Annotated in this window: 18 protein-coding genes; 13 read left to right on the forward strand and 5 right to left on the reverse strand. The window is 34.1% G+C overall.

Annotated elements, in window-relative coordinates; translation table 11 throughout:
• From ABS911_RS10565 to ABS911_RS10575, 3 genes are all read right to left on the reverse strand, one after another.
• Positions 1-908: galactokinase (locus tag ABS911_RS10565; protein WP_350467562.1), on the reverse strand; the 908-nt coding region annotated here is incomplete at its 3' end.
• Positions 909-1,060: 152 nt separating this feature from the next.
• Positions 1,061-1,594: a 5' nucleotidase, NT5C type gene (locus ABS911_RS10570; protein WP_350467563.1), complete on the reverse strand. Its 534-nt coding sequence runs from the start codon at positions 1,592-1,594 to the stop codon at positions 1,061-1,063.
• Positions 1,595-1,635: 41 nt separating this feature from the next.
• Positions 1,636-2,349 (reverse strand): GntR family transcriptional regulator, encoded by a 714-nt coding sequence (locus ABS911_RS10575; protein WP_350467564.1) that lies wholly within the window; start codon positions 2,347-2,349, stop codon positions 1,636-1,638.
• 173 nt (positions 2,350-2,522) lie between these two features.
• Between ABS911_RS10575 and ABS911_RS10580 the strand changes: the two genes are divergently transcribed.
• From ABS911_RS10580 to lacC, 9 genes are all read left to right on the forward strand, one after another.
• Positions 2,523-4,310 carry a glycoside hydrolase family 35 protein gene (locus ABS911_RS10580; protein ID WP_350467565.1) on the forward strand — a complete coding sequence of 596 codons (1,788 nt, stop codon included), beginning with the start codon at positions 2,523-2,525 and terminating at the stop codon, positions 4,308-4,310.
• A 1-nt stretch (position 4,311) separates the two neighbouring features.
• Positions 4,312-4,797, forward strand: coding sequence for a PTS sugar transporter subunit IIB (locus ABS911_RS10585; protein WP_350467566.1), 486 nt, complete (start codon positions 4,312-4,314; stop codon positions 4,795-4,797).
• Between the two features lie 25 nt (positions 4,798-4,822).
• Entirely contained in the window at positions 4,823-5,710 is an 888-nt protein-coding gene (locus tag ABS911_RS10590) for a PTS mannose/fructose/sorbose/N-acetylgalactosamine transporter subunit IIC (RefSeq protein WP_350467567.1), read from the forward strand.
• Complete coding sequence (locus ABS911_RS10595) at positions 5,697-6,506, forward strand: PTS system mannose/fructose/sorbose family transporter subunit IID (RefSeq protein WP_350467568.1); 810 nt, start codon at positions 5,697-5,699, stop codon at positions 6,504-6,506. The genes ABS911_RS10590 and ABS911_RS10595 overlap by 14 nt, the downstream gene beginning before the upstream one ends.
• Before the next feature lie 25 nt (positions 6,507-6,531).
• Positions 6,532-6,939 (forward strand): PTS sugar transporter subunit IIA, encoded by a 408-nt coding sequence (locus ABS911_RS10600; RefSeq protein WP_350467569.1) that lies wholly within the window; start codon positions 6,532-6,534, stop codon positions 6,937-6,939.
• Positions 6,940-7,004: 65 nt separating this feature from the next.
• Positions 7,005-8,138 (forward strand): SIS domain-containing protein, encoded by a 1,134-nt coding sequence (locus ABS911_RS10605; RefSeq protein ID WP_350467578.1) that lies wholly within the window; start codon positions 7,005-7,007, stop codon positions 8,136-8,138.
• A 20-nt stretch (positions 8,139-8,158) separates the two neighbouring features.
• The gene (nagA, locus tag ABS911_RS10610) at positions 8,159-9,319 is read left to right on the forward strand and encodes an N-acetylglucosamine-6-phosphate deacetylase (RefSeq protein ID WP_350467570.1); all 1,161 of its coding nucleotides are present in this window, start codon (positions 8,159-8,161) and stop codon (positions 9,317-9,319) included.
• 12 nt (positions 9,320-9,331) lie between these two features.
• Positions 9,332-10,321, forward strand: a complete 990-nt coding sequence (gene lacD / locus ABS911_RS10615; protein ID WP_350467571.1) for a tagatose-bisphosphate aldolase — start codon at positions 9,332-9,334, stop codon at positions 10,319-10,321.
• Between the two features lie 12 nt (positions 10,322-10,333).
• Positions 10,334-11,281, forward strand: coding sequence for a tagatose-6-phosphate kinase (lacC, locus tag ABS911_RS10620; RefSeq protein ID WP_350467572.1), 948 nt, complete (start codon positions 10,334-10,336; stop codon positions 11,279-11,281).
• Positions 11,282-11,416: 135 nt separating this feature from the next.
• Here lacC and ABS911_RS10625 read toward each other — a convergent pair whose 3' ends face one another.
• Entirely contained in the window at positions 11,417-12,193 is a 777-nt protein-coding gene (locus tag ABS911_RS10625; RefSeq protein ID WP_350467573.1) for a MurR/RpiR family transcriptional regulator, read from the reverse strand.
• 144 nt (positions 12,194-12,337) lie between these two features.
• Here ABS911_RS10625 and pfkB point away from each other — a divergent pair, with 144 nt between their 5' ends.
• Genes pfkB through lacD (ABS911_RS10645) form a run of 4 tightly spaced genes read left to right on the forward strand, consistent with a single transcriptional unit; the run spans position 12,338 to position 16,187 of the window.
• Positions 12,338-13,285: a 1-phosphofructokinase gene (gene pfkB / locus ABS911_RS10630; protein WP_350467574.1), complete on the forward strand. Its 948-nt coding sequence runs from the start codon at positions 12,338-12,340 to the stop codon at positions 13,283-13,285.
• Positions 13,278-14,705, forward strand: coding sequence for a PTS fructose transporter subunit IIC (locus ABS911_RS10635; protein WP_350467575.1), 1,428 nt, complete (start codon positions 13,278-13,280; stop codon positions 14,703-14,705). Before pfkB ends, ABS911_RS10635 begins: the two co-directional genes overlap by 8 nt.
• Before the next feature lie 19 nt (positions 14,706-14,724).
• The gene (locus ABS911_RS10640) at positions 14,725-15,177 is read left to right on the forward strand and encodes a PTS sugar transporter subunit IIA (RefSeq protein WP_350467576.1); all 453 of its coding nucleotides are present in this window, start codon (positions 14,725-14,727) and stop codon (positions 15,175-15,177) included.
• Between the two features lie 23 nt (positions 15,178-15,200).
• Positions 15,201-16,187, forward strand: a complete 987-nt coding sequence (gene lacD / locus ABS911_RS10645) for a tagatose-bisphosphate aldolase (protein WP_350467577.1) — start codon at positions 15,201-15,203, stop codon at positions 16,185-16,187.
• A 440-nt stretch (positions 16,188-16,627) separates the two neighbouring features.
• On the opposite strand, the gene ABS911_RS10650 is transcribed toward lacD (ABS911_RS10645), so the two are convergent.
• The coding region (locus ABS911_RS10650; protein WP_502880531.1) for an alpha-amylase family glycosyl hydrolase at positions 16,628-17,090 on the reverse strand (463 nt) is incomplete at its 5' end.

Here is a 17,090-nt window from a genome sequence, read left to right on the forward strand (position 1 = left end):
GATTCATTCATTAATTGCCCAAACTCTTCCAAATTTCCAGCCTTTAAAGCTACGGATGCCTTAAGTGTCCTTTGGTTCTCAGTTACAGCATGACGTGCTCTTTTTAGAATGGTTTCATTTGAAAGGATAAATTGATGCTGATCAAAAGTTTGTTCATCTAATTCTCCTAATGAAGAAACAGTAAGAACTTTTTGTAATTCTGCTAATGCTTGATCGCATTCACTGCGACGTTCATTATATTTAGAATCAGCTAATTCACGTCTTTTTTTAGTATTCATAATAACAATTGAATGGTTTTCTAACACTACTGGAATCAATTCATATTCTAAAGTGTTGCAGTCTAGTAAAATAGCTGTATCTTTTTTGCCTTTACCTACTGCAAATTGATCCATAATACCTGAATTGACCCCAATAAATTCATTTTCCACTCGTTGACCAGTTTTAATCAACTCTAATCGATCAATGTCTAAACCAAACAGTGTTTGTACTATAAATCCTGTCAATAATTCAATCGAAGCGGAAGAGGAAAGACCTGCTCCGTTTGGAATATTACCGTAATAAAGAATATCCAACCCTTGATTGATATCATATCCAGACTCTTTTAAAAATTTGATCATTCCTTTAGGATAATTCGTCCATTTATCTGCTGCATTATATTCTAAGTTATCTAAATCAATAGAAATAATACCTAATTCATCAAAGTTTTCAGAATAGAAGTTAAGAGTTTTATCCTCACGTTTTGCTGCTAAACCGTATGTTCCTAAAGTAATTGCACAAGGAAAAACATTCCCACCGTTGTAATCTGTGTGTTCCCCGATCAAGTTAATTCTTCCTGGAGAGAAAAACGCTTTCATATCTGTTTGTCCAAAAAGTTCGTTGAATCTTTTTTTCAGTTTAGTTAAATTCATTTTGTATTTCCTCCTTAATAATGTTTTGTTACCTTTAGTTTAAATAGTTTAGTAAATAAATACAAGTAAAATTTAGTAAAAGTATTAAAATTATCGGTTTGGAATGTAATAGAAAAAAACTGCCACAGAAAAAAACTGAGACAGGTTTAAAATTATTCAGAAAGTTGTTGAAAAAAATCTTTAACAGCTTTCCAGTTTTCCACACGATTGGGGAAGTTTATTTTTTTATTGTGGTGTGCTGTAAAAAGTAATCCCGTTCCTGAAAAGTTGTTAAAGTGACCGATATTATCATCAATTAAGTAATCAGCATGTATGATGCTTTTATTGCCACAAAAAACAATATTTTCTTTTTTGATAGAAGGGAAGTGACTTTGAAGCCAATAAAATTTATCATCAAAACTATTTGGAAAGTCCATAGCGGCAGTAGTAATGAAAATTTCATGCTCTTGCATTAAGTCGCTTATCACATATTGAGCATTCTCAATTACGGGTAAATCTTTAAAGAAACCTTTAGTATTTCGTATATAACGCATAATCTTATCAGTCTCTGGGTAAAGTTCACTGACATACTGTCCATTTAAATCGCTAATGGTTAACTCAGCTTCATAGAGCTCATTGTATACCTTTAAATCGTTGCTGTAAAAATCTGCGATGACTTCATCCATATCAATTGCAATTCTTGCCATAAGTTTTAGCTGCCTCCTAATAGATATAGTTTTTTCATTTTTTAATATTGATCTTTAAATGAAGAGAGCTCTATTTTGTAATAATTCCATTTTTTATAACTTATGACCACTTCTGCAACAGTTCCATCTTGTAAAACAGTTTTCTTTTCTTGTCTGATAGTAGGTTCAGTAGTTTTCATTTGTAATAATTCTGCAACCCAATCATCTGTTGGGAAGCAAATTTCGTTGGTTTCTTTTGATTCTTCATCATACATATAAATGTCAAAGTCGCTTTTAAAACGATTATAAATAGAATCATAATAGTCAAGGCTAGGAATATCTTTTTTTATAAATTGACTAGGAATATAAGAAAGATGCAACAAAAATGGGTCTTCATTAACTTTCCTTAATCGAACAATTTCAAAATAGTCTTCTTTTTTTCGTAGCTGTAATTCTCTTCTCTTCTCTTCATTATGTTGAATTTCTAAACTTAAAACCTCAACCGATTCTGGTTCACCAGCGTAAATTTCAATGTCCGAAAATTCTACAAGTTTCCGTTTACGGGAGCGAGAAACATATGTGCCTTTTCCTTGGAATCGTATGAGGTAACCATCATTAACTAATTCTTGAACTGCTCTAATAACAGTGATTGAACTAACATTATAAAGTTTAACTAATTCCGCTTCACTGTAAAATCGATCGCCATGTTTAAACTCTCCAACTTCAATTTTTTTGAGCAAATCATCTTTAATCTGTTGATACTTTGGGATTTTCATTCCTTTCTCCTTTCTATACCATTTGCTTAATATACTAACTTAAAAAAAGTAATTTTACCATTTATTTCTTTTTTTAGTAAATGTTTTCTATTTTTACTAAAATAAAGATTGACAGATGCTAACTTAATATATTAATATACTAAGTGTAAACGCTTTACATAGGAGGTGCTCAAATGAATACATTTGAAATAAAAGAAGATTTTTTACTAAACGGTGAGCCATTCAAGATAACATCTGGTGCTGTTCACTATTTCCGAGTTCTTCCTGAGGACTGGTATCATTCATTATATAATTTAAAAGCTCTTGGCTTTAATACAGTTGAAACGTATATTCCTTGGAATGTACACGAGCCCAAAGAAGGAGAATATCAATTTTCTGGTCAGTGGGATATAAAAAAATTTGTCCAACTAGCAGAGGAGTTAGGTTTATTCGTTATTCTTCGTCCATCTCCTTATATTTGTGCAGAATGGGAATTCGGTGGATTGCCAGCATGGCTACTAACGTATAAAGATATGCTGATACGTTCTTCTGATCCAGCATTTATTGAAAAAGTTTCTCGCTATTATAAAGAGCTTCTTAAACAAATCACGCCTTTACAGGTAGACCACGGTGGACCTGTAATTATGATGCAGTTAGAAAATGAATACGGTTCATATGGTGAAGATAAAGAATATTTGAGAGCGCTTTATGAGTTGATGTTGAAACTAGGCGTAACCATTCCTATTTTTACTTCAGACGGAGCATGGAAAGCTACGCAAGAAGCCGGGACGATGACGGATCTAGATATTCTGACTACAGGAAATTTCGGTTCTCGTTCAAAAGAAAACTTTAAGGAATTAAAAGAATTTCATGAATCAAAAGGGAAAAAATGGCCTTTGATGTGTATGGAGTATTGGGACGGTTGGTTTAATCGTTGGAATGACCCAATTATAAAAAGAGATGCCCTAGAGTTAACTCAGGATGTAAAGGAAGCTTTAGAGATTGGTAGCTTAAATCTTTATATGTTCCATGGCGGAACGAACTTTGGTTTTATGAATGGTTGTTCAGCACGATTACGAAAAGATCTTCCGCAAGTCACTTCATATGATTATGACGCACCTTTAAATGAACAAGGTAATCCAACTGAAAAATATTTTGCTTTAAAAAATATGATGCAAGAAAGTTTTCCAGGTATTGAACAACACCCTCCATTGGTGAAAGATAGTATGAGCATTACGAATATTCAGGTTGGTGGAAAAGTAAGTCTACTTTCTATTATTGATCGTATCACTAAAAAACAAGAATCTAAATATCCAAAAACAATGGAAGAACTAGGTCAACAATATGGATATACACTATATAGAAGTTATGTGAAAAAGGACAGTGATGAAGAATTTTATCGTGTAATAGATGGCAGCGACCGTCTTCATTTTTTCCTTAACGAAGAAAAAATAGCTACACAGTACCAAGAAGAGATTGGAGAAAAAATATACGCTTCACCTATCTCTGGTTCTAATCAGCTGGATGTACTAGTAGAAAATATGGGACGTGTCAATTATGGACACAAGCTATTGGCTGATACGCAACAAAAAGGGATTCGAAGAGGAGTCATGTCTGATTTACACTTCATTACCAATTGGGAGCAATACAGTTTAGATTTTTCAGAACCGTTGTCTATTGATTTTGATAAGGAATGGAAAGAGAATTCTCCATCGTTTTACCAGTATAAAGTTACTATTGATGCACCAGAAGATACATTTATCAATATGGAGTTGTTTGGCAAAGGAATCGTTCTAGTAAATGGGTTTAACATTGGGCGATTTTGGAATGTAGGGCCAACTCTATCACTATATGCTCCAATGTCTCTCTTTAGAAAGGGAGAAAACGAAATTATTGTTTTTGAAACAGAAGGCATCTGGTCAAAATCAATAAGTTTAGAAAAGGAACCAAAATTTAAAAAAATTGATAAGGAGGAAAATTAATATGAGTATCACAGCAGTAAGAATAGATGGAAGATTGATTCATGGACAAGTTGCAAATCTTTGGACCACAAAATTAGGCATTAACAGAATCATGGTTGTAGATGATGGAGTGACCACTAATGCAATTGAAAAGAGTGGTTTGAAATTAGCTACTCCAGCAGGGGTTAAATTAAGTATTTTATCGATAGAAAAAGCGGCTACAAATCTATTGGCTGGAAAATATGATTCACAACGCTTGCTGATTATTGCAAAGAAACCAGATCGATTATTAAAGCTAGTTGAATTAGGTGTACCTATTAAAAAAATTAATGTTGGAAATATGTCTCAATCTGATGAATCAAAATCGATTACCAGATCTATTAACGTTATAGATGAAGATATTGAGAATTTTAAGAAACTTACTGAAAACGGTGTGGAATTGGTGTCACAAATGGTGCCAAATGATCGCGAAGAAAAGTTCATGGATTTACTAAAACAACATATTTAAAGAAGAGATAGAGGAGGAAAAAATAATGGCAGTTGCATGGTGGCAAATTATATTATTAACGCTTTACGCAGGTTATCAAATTTTAGATGAATTACAAGTTTATACTGGTCTTGCTCAACCGGTATTCGCTGGACTAATAGCTGGTTTAATTATGGGAGACGTTACAACAGGACTTATTATTGGTGGGAGCATGCAATTAACAGTTTTAGGTATTGGTACATTTGGAGGTTCTTCAAAAATAGATGCGAACTCTGGTACTGTATTGGCTACAGCTTTTTCAGTAGGAATTGGTATGAACCCAGAGCAAGCAATCGCTGCAATCGCAGTTCCAGTAGCAGGATTAATGATTCAAATGGATATTTTGGGAAGATTTGCAAATACATTCTTTGCACATCGTATTGACACAAAGATTGAAGAAATGGATTATAAAGGAATTGAACGCAACTATCTTATGGGTGCCTTATCTTGGTCATTATCTAGAGCAGTTCCAGTACTATTAGCACTAAGTTTTGGTGGAAGCTTTGTCAATTCTATTGTTGGTGTATTGAACAACCAATTATTGTGGTTGGGTAATGGATTAGCTGTAGCTGGTGCTGTTCTTCCTGCAGTTGGTTTCGCTATCTTATTAAGATACTTACCAGTAAAAAAACATTTGCCTTACTTGATTTTAGGATTTGTTATTACGGCTTTATTAACGACAGTATTTGGAAATATTCAAGTACTTGGCGGATCTGTAGCTGGTGTAGTAGAAGGATTTGCGAATACATTTACAGGCATGCCAATGTTAGCTATCGCATTGATAGGATTTGCATTTGCCTTTAAAGAGTACAAAAGAACTACAGAAGCTCCGAAATTTCAACAAATGAATGGTTCAGCATCAGAGGAAGGAGAAATAGAAGATGACGAAATCTAATTATAAATTAACTAAAAAAGACTTTAACCAAATCAATAGAAGAAGTTTGTTTGGGTTTCAACTTGGTTGGAACTACGAACGTATGCAAGGATCAGGGTACTTATATACGATTTTACCTCAATTAAGGAAAATGTATGGTGATGGCACACCAGAATTGAAATCAATGATGAAAACACATTCTCAATTTTTCAATACAAGTAACTTTTTAAATACGATCGTTACAGGAATCGATATGGCGATTGAAGAAGAGGAAGGCATTGCTGGTCAAGAATCAATTGCAGGGATCAAAGTTGGTTTAATGGGACCATTTGCAGCAATTGGAGACTCGATTTTTGGAGCTTTGCTGCCAACTATTTTTGGAGCATTAGCTGCTAACATGGCCGTAAATGGAAACCCTATCGGTGCATTAATTTGGATGTTGGTTAACTTCGCTGTAATGTTCTTCCGGTGGAAGCAGCTTGAAATTGCTCATAGAGAAGGAGTCTCTCTTGTTACAACGATGCAAAGTCGACTTACTGCTATCACAGATGCGGCTACATTATTAGGGGTATTCATGGTGGGGGCTTTAGTGGCAACTATGATTAACGTTCGCTTATCTTGGACACCTGTCATCGGTGATTTAGTTATTGATGTACAAAACAATGTTGATATGATCATGCCTCGTCTTTTGCCAGCAGCAATTGTTGGAGCTGTTTACTGGTTATTAGGTAAAAAGAACATTACTTCTACTAAAGCTATTTTTATTGTATTAGTAGTATCTATTGCTTTATCAGCATTAGGAGTCATTTCAAAATAAGAATCAAGTAAGGGAATGAATAGAATTGAATAATTTGATACTAGTAAGCCATGGAGATTTCGGTAAAGAATTAAAAAGAAGTGCAGAAATGATTTTAGGGGTACAGGAAAATATTTTTACAGTATCTTTATTGCCACACGAAGGTGAAAAAGAATTTACTGAAAAATTTGATGCAGTTACTGATTTGCTTGATGGGAATTATATTGTATTCTCTGATTTATTGGGTGGTACTCCCTGCAACATTGTTTCAAAAAAAATTATGGGTGGTTCTACATTTGATTTATATACTGGCATGAACTTGCCGATGATTATCAGTTTTGTAAATGCGACGATGATTGGCAATACTCATATTATTTTAGATGAAACCAAAGAAAGTATCGTTAAAGTAAATGATTTACTAAATGCAGATGATTTTGATGAAGAAGATGAATAGACTGGAGTGAAGTAAACGTGCAACTATTTACTAAATCACGAGATGAATTAAAGGATCTTGGAGCGATGATCACTACTCAAGAAATTATGCAACAGCCTGGGCTTTGGGAAGAGGCCTGGGAGAATTATCAAAATCAAAAAGAAATAATAGACTCTTTCTTACAACAAATAAAAAAAGAGACATCTAGTAAAATACGGGTAGTTTTTACTGGGGCAGGCACATCAGCTTATGTTGGGGATACCGTTTTACCATACTTAAATAATGCTGGTAACACAGATTCATTCATTTTTGAAAGTATTCCAACAACCGATATCGTTGCCTCTCCAAAGGATTATCTGCATAAAGAGGATTGGACGGTGTTAGTTTCATTTGCAAGGAGCGGAAACAGTCCTGAAAGTATTGCAGCAGTTGCTAATGCTAACCAAGTTGTGAGAAATATCCGACACATCACCATCACTTGTGCAGCAGATGGAGCTTTAGCAAAAGCTGCTTCTAAAGATGAAAAAAATCTTTTGCTATTGATGCCTGAACGATCTAATGATCAGGGGTTTGCTATGACAGGAAGTTTTACTTGCATGACATTAACTGCCTTACTTGTTTTTGACCAATCTTCTTTAGCAGAAAAAGCAAGTTATATTAATACTGCCATTAAAATGGGTAATGAAGTGGTATCAAATGAAGATAAATTAGCTGATATCGTTGCAGCTGACTTTAATCGCATTGTTTACTTAGGATCTGGCAGCTTAGCAGGATTGACCCGCGAGGCTCAGTTAAAGGTATTAGAGTTAACAGCTGGTAAAATCAGTACTATGTTTGATTCATCTATGGGATTTCGTCATGGGCCTAAATCATTTGTAAATGAACAAACACTGGTTTTTGTCTTTGTAAACAATGATCTATACACACGTAAGTATGATTTAGATATTTTAGAAGAAATATACCAAGATCAAATTGCACTACAAACAGTTGCTATCGCACAGCCTGTAGAAGGACAAAATTTTTCTGGTACAACATTCGATTTTGACAAACAGCATACTTTATTACCAGAAGGGTACCTTGCTTTACCTTTTATCATGGCAGCGCAAACTGTGTCATTGCTTTCTTCTATTAAAGTTGAAAATACACCGGATACTCCTTCTAAATCTGGAACCGTTAATCGAGTAGTCAAAGGCGTAACGATACACGATTACAAGAAATAAACAGAAAAAGGGATGAAAAAATGGGGAACTATTATATACATGCGAGCCGATTTTTCTTGCCGAGCGGAATAGAAAATGAAGGGTATTTATCAGTTAATGAGGGGAAATTTGGATCCTATATAAAGGAACTGCCTAATAAGAATGAAACAATTCTAGATTATTCAGGAAAATGGATCGCGCCTGGACTTGTGGATACACATATCCACGGCTTCATGGGTCATGATGTAATGGATAATGATTTTGAAGGTATCAAAGTAATTTCAAAAGGCTTGTTGAGTTGCGGGGTGACTTCCTTTTTACCAACTACATTAACTTCGGATATTGAAACATTGAACCAAGTGAGTCAGACAATCGGAGATCACTATCAAGAAGTAAAAGGAGCTAAAATTCGAGGTATTTTCTTTGAAGGTCCTTTCTTTACAGAAGAGCATAAAGGAGCACAAAATCCTATTTTCTTCCAGGATCCGAATCTAGAGACTTTTCATCATTGGCAAGAATTATCAAAAGGGTTAATAAGAAAAATAGCTATTGCTCCAGAAAGAGTAGGGGTTGTTGAATTTACTGAAGTAGTAACTAAAGAAGGTGTTGCGGTTGCTCTGGCACATAGTTCTGCAACATACGAACAGGCAAAAACAGCAGTTTCTTCGGGAGCTTCAATTTTTGTTCACACATACAATGGAATGAGTGGCTTGAATCATCGAGAACCTGGCGTGGTTGGAGCAGCAATGACAACCAAAGATACCATAGCTGAGTTGATCTGTGATGGGCATCATGTTCATCCAGCTGCGGCAGAAGTTTTAATCAAAGCTAAAAATTCAGAACATATTGCGCTGATCACCGATTGTATGAGAGCTGGTGGTATGCCAGAAGGAGACTACACTTTAGGGGAATTTCCAGTTGAGGTGAAAAATGGAGCAGCTCGTTTAAAAGAAAATGGTAGTTTAGCCGGGAGTATTTTGAAATTGCTTGATGCGGTTAAAAATATTTGTGATTGGGATATCGCTACAATTGAAGAAGCTATCCGAATGGCTTCTATTGTTCCAGCAAAAAGCTGTCATATTGATGATCTTTGTGGCAGTTTGCAGGCTGGACATGATGCGGATTTCTTAGTATTAGATTCTCAGTTGTATTTGCACGAAACGTACTTAAACGGTGTATCAGTATATAAAAATGATAACTAAAGGATGAAGAAAATGCTGAAAATTTCAAAAGCAAAAAAAGAAGCAATGGACCGCTTATCTACAAAAGAAGGATTTATTGAAGCCTTAGCTATCGATCAACGAGGCGCTTTGAAAAAAATGATCAAAGCAGAAGGTCAAGAACCAACTGATAAACTCATCATTGAATTTAAAAAATTAGTATCTGAAGAATTGACTCCTTTTGCTTCTTCTATTTTATTGGATCCTGAATTTGGTATAGAAGCGTCTGATGCACGTCACGCTGAAGCTGGATTACTATTAGCGTATGAAAAAACAGGCTATGATGTTACGATTCCAGGGCGTTTACCTGACTTGCTAGAAGACTGGTCTGTAAAAGGATTAAAAGATAAAGGTGCAGACGCAATCAAATTCTTGCTTTATTATGATACAAATGAAGAACCTAAAATAAACCATCAAAAGCATGCTTTTGTAGAGCGTTTAGGAAGTGAATGCTTTGGGGAAGATATCCCGTTCTATTTAGAACTACTGTCTTACGATAAGGACATTCAAGATAATAATTCTATTGATTATGCTAAAGTAAAACCTCGTAAAGTGATAGATATGATGAAAGAATTTTCTAAGCCTCAATATAAAGTTGACGTGTTAAAGGTAGAGGTGCCTGTTAATATGAATGTAGTTGAAGGTTTTGGGGAAGAAGCAGTTTATACGAAAGAAGCTGCTGCAGCTTTTTTTAAAGAACAAAGTGAATCGACACATCTACCGTTTATATTCCTTAGTGCAGGTGTATCTGCTGGTTTATTCCAAGAGACACTTGAATTTGCAAAAGAAGCAGGGTCTACTTTTAGCGGTGTTCTTTGTGGGAGAGCAACATGGAAAAATGGAGTTCATCACTTTGTAGCTGATGGAGAAGAGGCAACTAGAAAATGGCTTCAATCAGAAGGTAAAAAAAATATTGAAAGTTTGAATAAAGTAGTAGAGCGCACAGCTACTTCTTGGCATGAAAAAGTAGAAGTTATTGGATAAGGAGGGATCAGTTTGATAGTAACGGTTACGATGAATCCTTCTATCGATATTTCCTATCCAATTAAAAATCTTAAATTAAATGATATTAACCGTGTTTCTCAAGTTTCAAAAACAGCAGGAGGTAAGGGACTGAATGTTACACGCGTTATCCATGAACTTGGTGGATCAGTTAAGGCTACAGGAATAGTGGGAGGCCACCTTGGAAATCAAATCAAGGATCAGTTGGATTCAGCTAGCATTGAGCATGATTTTTATCCTATCTTACAAGAAACTAGAAATTCGATTGCTTTACTGCATGATGATCATAGCCAAACCGAAATATTGGAGTCTGGACCAACGGTGACAGAAACTGAGGTTGAAGGATTCGTAGAGGTTTTTCAGCGGTTATTGAGTAAAACCAACTTGTTAACTATTTCTGGAAGTTTGGCAAAAGGATTTCCAGTTGATTTCTATGTTCGGCTTATTATGTTGGCAAAAGAAAAAGGTATTGATACTTTGCTAGATACTTCTGGAGAAGCTTTGAAAGAAGTACTAAAAGGAAAGACAAAACCTAAATTGATTAAGCCAAACTTGACTGAACTCAGCGATTTATTACAAACGCAACTGGATAGTAAACAACCAGAAAAGTTGAAGCAAGCTCTAAACCATTCACTGTTTAAAGGTGTGGAATGGATTGTTGTAACTTTAGGAGGCGATGGTGCCATCGTTAAACACAATGATTTGTTTTACCGTGCAACAATACCAAAGATTAATGTCGTTAATCCAGTAGGGTCTGGCGATGCAACGATTGCTGGATTAGCATATGCACTAAGTCGATATGATTCTGACGAGAAAACAATAAAAACTGGAATGACAACTGGCGTGTTAAATGCTTTAGAATCCATGACAGGACATATTAATACAGATGATTTCCAGAAACTTTATAATCAAATTGAAGTTTCTTCTCTTTGTACATTATAACAAAAAGTCTGTTTTTCTTTTTTTATAACTAACAAAACAAGCTCCGAATATTTGCGGTTTTACTGCAAATATTCGGAGCTTTGGTTATAGGGAGAAAATGTCAATTCATCATATTTCCTTATTTTTTTAGTTTAGTTATTGCATTCTTATTGCGTATGAGTCTAATAAGATTCGAGTCATAATTTGAAGTGGTAGTCTAGAACGTACTTCATAATCAGGAAAATAAGAAAAAGAAGATTTAAATCCAACAAATGAGATTTCTGAAAGTTTAGCAAGTGAACCTTCGGAGTTAGCAGTGAATGTAATCGTTTTAATATTGTGGCGATTACAATTTGTTGCTGCTTCAACTAATTCAGGTGTTTCACCATTTAATGAAACAAAAATCGCTATTCCAGAACTATTAATTTTTTTGCTAATGCTTTTAATAATATTGGGATCATCATGAAGTTCGCAATATTTTCCCATTAACTGAAACTTAATCATCATTTCTTTTGCTATTAGTTCAGAAAATCCACGAGCAAAAATAGTAATTTTATCAGAAGCCTTTATATTTTGAATTGCATCCTCAATAGTGCCACTATCTAACATTTGGATAGTCCTCGTTACTTCTTGTTCATTTTTCATTATAGCTTCACGAATCTTTTTATCAACTTGGTCAATAATAGCAAATTTTGGATTATATTCTTGTTCACTTTTTAAATAGTGCTTAAAAGAAGTAAAACCATCGTAACCTATTTTTTTCATAGTTCTGACTATAGTTGAGGTCGAAACATTTGCTTGTTCACTTAATTTTACTATAGAGATTTCTGGCATATCATCTAAATTTTTTTCTATATATTCTAACAAGAAATGCTCTGAACTACTAAAGTGAATATTTTTGTGTTGGTTTTTTTGTAAGTATGAAATATTCATTAAATATAAGCGTCTCCTTTCCAAAACTGGAAAAGTTTCCTTATTAATCTACAAATTACCATTAATTTCGAAAACCTTTTCAAACGTTTTTATGACATAATCAAAGTATAAAGGATAGAAGAAAAAAAGGAAAGGAGGGGTTGGATGATTTACACATGCACAATGAATCCGGCTATAGATTTATTTGTATCGACAATCAATTATGAGCCATTAATAGTTAATAGAACTTCAGAAGAAGATATTCAGCCCAATGGAAAAGGGGTAAACATCTCGTTTATCTTAAAAAAATTAGGGATTGAAAATATTGCTCTAGGTTTTAGTGGAGGATTTACAGGGATGTTTATTGAGGAAGAACTAGAAAAAAAAGGAATAAAAACAGAATTTGTTCGTGTAGAGGGGACGACTCGAATTAATGTATTTACTCATGTTGAATCAAAGAATATAGAGTACAAGTTAGTTAATAGAGGCCCTTTAATAAATTTAGAACAAGTGAATGAGCTGTTTAGTAAAATTGATCAATTAAATGAAGACGATATTTTATTTGTTTCCGGAAGCAATCCTAGAGGAGTGACAGATGAAGTTATAGTAGAAATTGCTAAATTATCAAAAAAGAATAAATTTAAGTTAGTCTTAGATACAAGTTCTGAAGTAGTGCTAGAGAGTTTAAAATATAATCCTTATTGTATTAAACCCAATAATGAAGAGTTAGCAAAGTGGTTTGAAAAAGAAAGTTTAACGGATGAAGAACTAAGTTACTATGGGAAAAAGTTGGTAGGAATGGGTGCTGAGATAGTCCTTCTTTCTCTAGGAGGAGAGGGATGTTTACTTTTTACTAAAGAAGAAAGTTTATATGTAAACGCTCCTAAAGGAAAAGTTATAAATACTGCTTGTTCAGGAGATACATTGTTAGGTACATTTATTGGATCGCTAAAAAAAGAACTAAAATTAGAGGAAGCTCTTAAAGAAGCAGTTGCTGCTGGAAGCTCAACAGCTTTTTCCCCTGGGTTAACAGATTTTTCAGATGTTGAAGAATTAAAAAAACAAATGGAAGTAAAAAAAATAACTATAGAACAGGAGAATATAAATGTCTAAATTTACTATTGTTGCAGCAACTGGTTGTCCAACTGGAATTGCACATACTTACATGGCGCAAGAAGCTCTAGAACAAGCAGCAAAAAAAGCTGGAATTCAAATTAAAGTCGAAACTCATGGACAAATAGGAGTTGAAAATGCATTAACTACTCAAGAAATTAAAGACGCAGATGCAGTAATTATTGCTGCAGATAAAGACGTACATGCTGAGAGATTTGAAGGAAAAAGAATTATCGATGTTTCAGTAAGTAAAGGAATAAAAGATGCTGATAATTTAATTCAAGATGCAATTAATGGTAAAGGCAAACTAAGAGTTGTTACAAATCAAAGTAATGAGAATGAAAAAAATTTAATCAGTGAAAAAGAAAGTGATAAAACAAGTATCGGCCGTTTGATTTATAAACATTTAATGAATGGTGTTTCACATATGTTGCCTTTTGTAGTTAGTGGTGGGGTTCTTGTTGCTATTTCTTTTTTATGGGGTATCTTTTCAGCAGATCCAACAAACGCACAATATAATGAATTTGCAGCTACCTTAAATCAAATTGGTGGTTTGGCTATGGGCTTAATGGTACCAATACTTTCTGCTTATATTGCTGAAAGTATTGCTCAAAGACCAGGATTGGTTGTCGGATTTGTTGGAGGTTTAGTTGCTAATAATGGTGGAACAGGATTTTTAGGTGGAATTATTTCTGGTTTTATAGCAGGATATACTATTTTTCTATTAAGTAAAGTACTAAAAGGAATGCCGAAATCTCTAGATGGATTAAAAGCAATTTTCTTATATCCAGTTATTGGGGTATTCGTTACAGGTTTGCTAATGGTTGCGATTTCCCAACCAATGGAAGCGGTTAATGTCGGAATGATGGACTTTTTAGCAGGTTTTCAAAATTCTAACCCAATTGTATTAGGTTTAATTGTAGGTTGTATGTCAGCATTTGATATGGGAGGCCCTATTAATAAAGCCGCATACGTCACAGGTACTGCGTTATTAGCACAAGGAAATCCATATTTTATGGCTGGTGTTTCAGCAGCATGCATTGCACCTCCTCTAATCACTGGTTTTTCCGTATTATTCTTCGGGAAATACTATGATAAGGAAGAACGTAATTCAGGTTTAGTCAACTTTATATTAGGCTCAACTCATATTACAGAAGGTGCTATTCCGTTTGCTGCTAAAGATCCGTTGCGTGTGATTCCAACTCTAATGTTAGGTTCCTCAATAGCAGCAATCCTAACATATATGTTTAAAGTACAAGTACCAGCTCCACATGGTGGGTTCTTAGTTTTACCAGTAGTGACAAATGGACTACTATGGGTAGTTGCAATACTTGTAGGATCAATTATTGGTGGGCTTGTACTAGGAATGCTTCGTAAATATAGTATGGAAAAATCACAATCAAAAGTAGAAAAAATATAATGAATAGAGGCGAAATAGTATGGGATTGGATATTCAAAAATCTATTTTAGTAGATGTTTCTGCAAATAGTCAAAAAGATATTTTTAACTTAATTTCACATGAAGCAGTTGATAGAGGTTATGCAGAAGATAGTAATCTTTTGTTAGAAGCATTAAATGAACGTGAAAATGAAGGAACAACAGGAATGATGGATGGCTTTGCTATTCCACATGCTAAGAGCAATACCGTTAAAGCACCAGCTCTGGTTATTTTTAAGTTAACAGAAGGTGTTGAATGGAATTCTATGGATGGAAAAAAAATAGATTTTGTGATTTCATTATTAATTCCTGAAGAAGAAAAAGGCACGACACACTTGCAGCTACTTTCAAAAGTGGCAAGATTATTAATGAAAGAAGAAGTTAAGAATTTACTAAAAGAAGCAAAAAGTGATTCGGAAATAGACTCTATATTAACAAAATATATTGCTAAATAAAATGAAAATGGGGTAAACAGACAATGAAGTTAACAAAAAATAAAAAAGAGGCTTTAAAACGATTATCAAATGAAAATGGAGTAATTGGCGCATTAGCTATTGATCAGCGTGGATCTTTAAAAAAAATGATTGCTGATAAGAGTACTAAAGAAATCGGGGATGAAGGCATTATTCACTTCAAAGAACTAGTTTCTGAAGAATTAACTCCTTTTGCAACCTCTATTCTTTTAGACCCTGAATATGGTTTGCCAGCCGCAAAAGTACGGGATAAAGAAGCCGGTTTATTATTGGCTTATGAAAAAACAGGATATGATGCAACTGAGCCTGGACGTTTACCAGATTTACTACCAGAATGGTCTGCAAAACGGCTAAAAGAAGTTGGAGCAGATGCAGTAAAATTTTTATTGTATTATGATGTAGATGAAGATCAAATGATTAATGAATATAAACATGTCTTCATGGAACGAATAGGGGCTGAATGTGTTGCCGAAGATATACCTTTCTTCTTAGAAATTGTCACCTATGATGCAGAAAATGATGACGTAAAAAGTGAAGAATATGCTAAAGTAAAACCGCATAAAGTTATCGGAGCTATGAAAGAATTTTCTAAAACACAATATAATGTAGATGTATTGAAAGTCGAAGTTCCAGTAAATATGAATTTTGTCGAAGGGTGCACTGAAAGTAAAGCTGTTTATAGTAAAGAAGAAGCCACTTCATATTTTAAAGAACAAAGTGAAGCGACGGAATTGCCATTTATTTTCTTAAGTGCTGGAGTAAGTGCAAAATTATTTCAAGAAACATTAGTTTTTGCAAAAGAAGCAGGTTCAACTTTCAATGGGGTTTTATGTGGAAGAGCAACGTGGAAAGATGGAGTAGCACCTTTTGCTAGTGATGGAGAACAAGTAAGTCGTGATTGGTTGCAAGAAACAGGCAAGAAAAATATTGAAGAACTAAATGAAGTATTGAAGAAAACAGCTACATCATGGGAAAGTAAGTTAACAAATTAATGAGGACAACAAAAAAAAATTTTTAAAGTAAATAATGAAGAACCTCTTACTATGCTTGTTATGGTTAAATTCCATAACAAATTAGAAAGAGGTTCTTTTTCTACTCATCAACACCAAATATTATAGAATCAGTACTTTCATGTCCAAAAAGAAAAATATAACGTTTAGGGAAAACACAAATTACTTCAACACTATTTCTCTGTTCCTCTTTCAATTAAAGTAATTTATGAACAATGCCGATTGAATCATGAGAAAATAATCAAAAAAGTAAAATCAACTGTTGTTCAAGATTATATTATCAATTTCGAAACACAATTGTGCCAAATGGAGCTAAAGTTAAAGTTATTCCATCTAACGAGTTCCCGTCGTTTTGGATGGCAATAGACCAATTTTTTTGCAATTCTTGATCAACTTGTACGACTTCAGAGGTATCAGAAAAATTACAGTAAATTAGAGCCTTTTTGGTCTTCAAGTAATCTTTCATAGATATACAAGGTTTCTTTAGAATCTTTTAAGTCGAAAGATCCATCGATAAATAGACTTTCTTTCTTAAGAGACAACAATTTCCGGTAGTAGTTTAAAATACTGACTGAATCGGCCTCTTGATCGCTTATATTGTATTTATCTTCCTGATACCAACCAATCCAAGGTTTGACTGTAGAAAACCCAGCATATTTTGAGCTGTCCCATTGCATAATGCCACGTGCTACATCTTTTGCAACATGATTTAAATGGTACAAAATGGATTCATCTGAATAACCGATTTTTTTTGCTTTAGTATAAAAATCCTCAACTCCAGGAGTTTCTATTTTTCCAATATCCTCATAGACTAAGTTTTTTTGTCCTATTTCTTCTCCATAATAAATAAGAGGTATGCCTTGTTGAAGGTACATTAAAGTTGCT

The organism is Carnobacterium sp. (genome assembly GCF_040274425.1).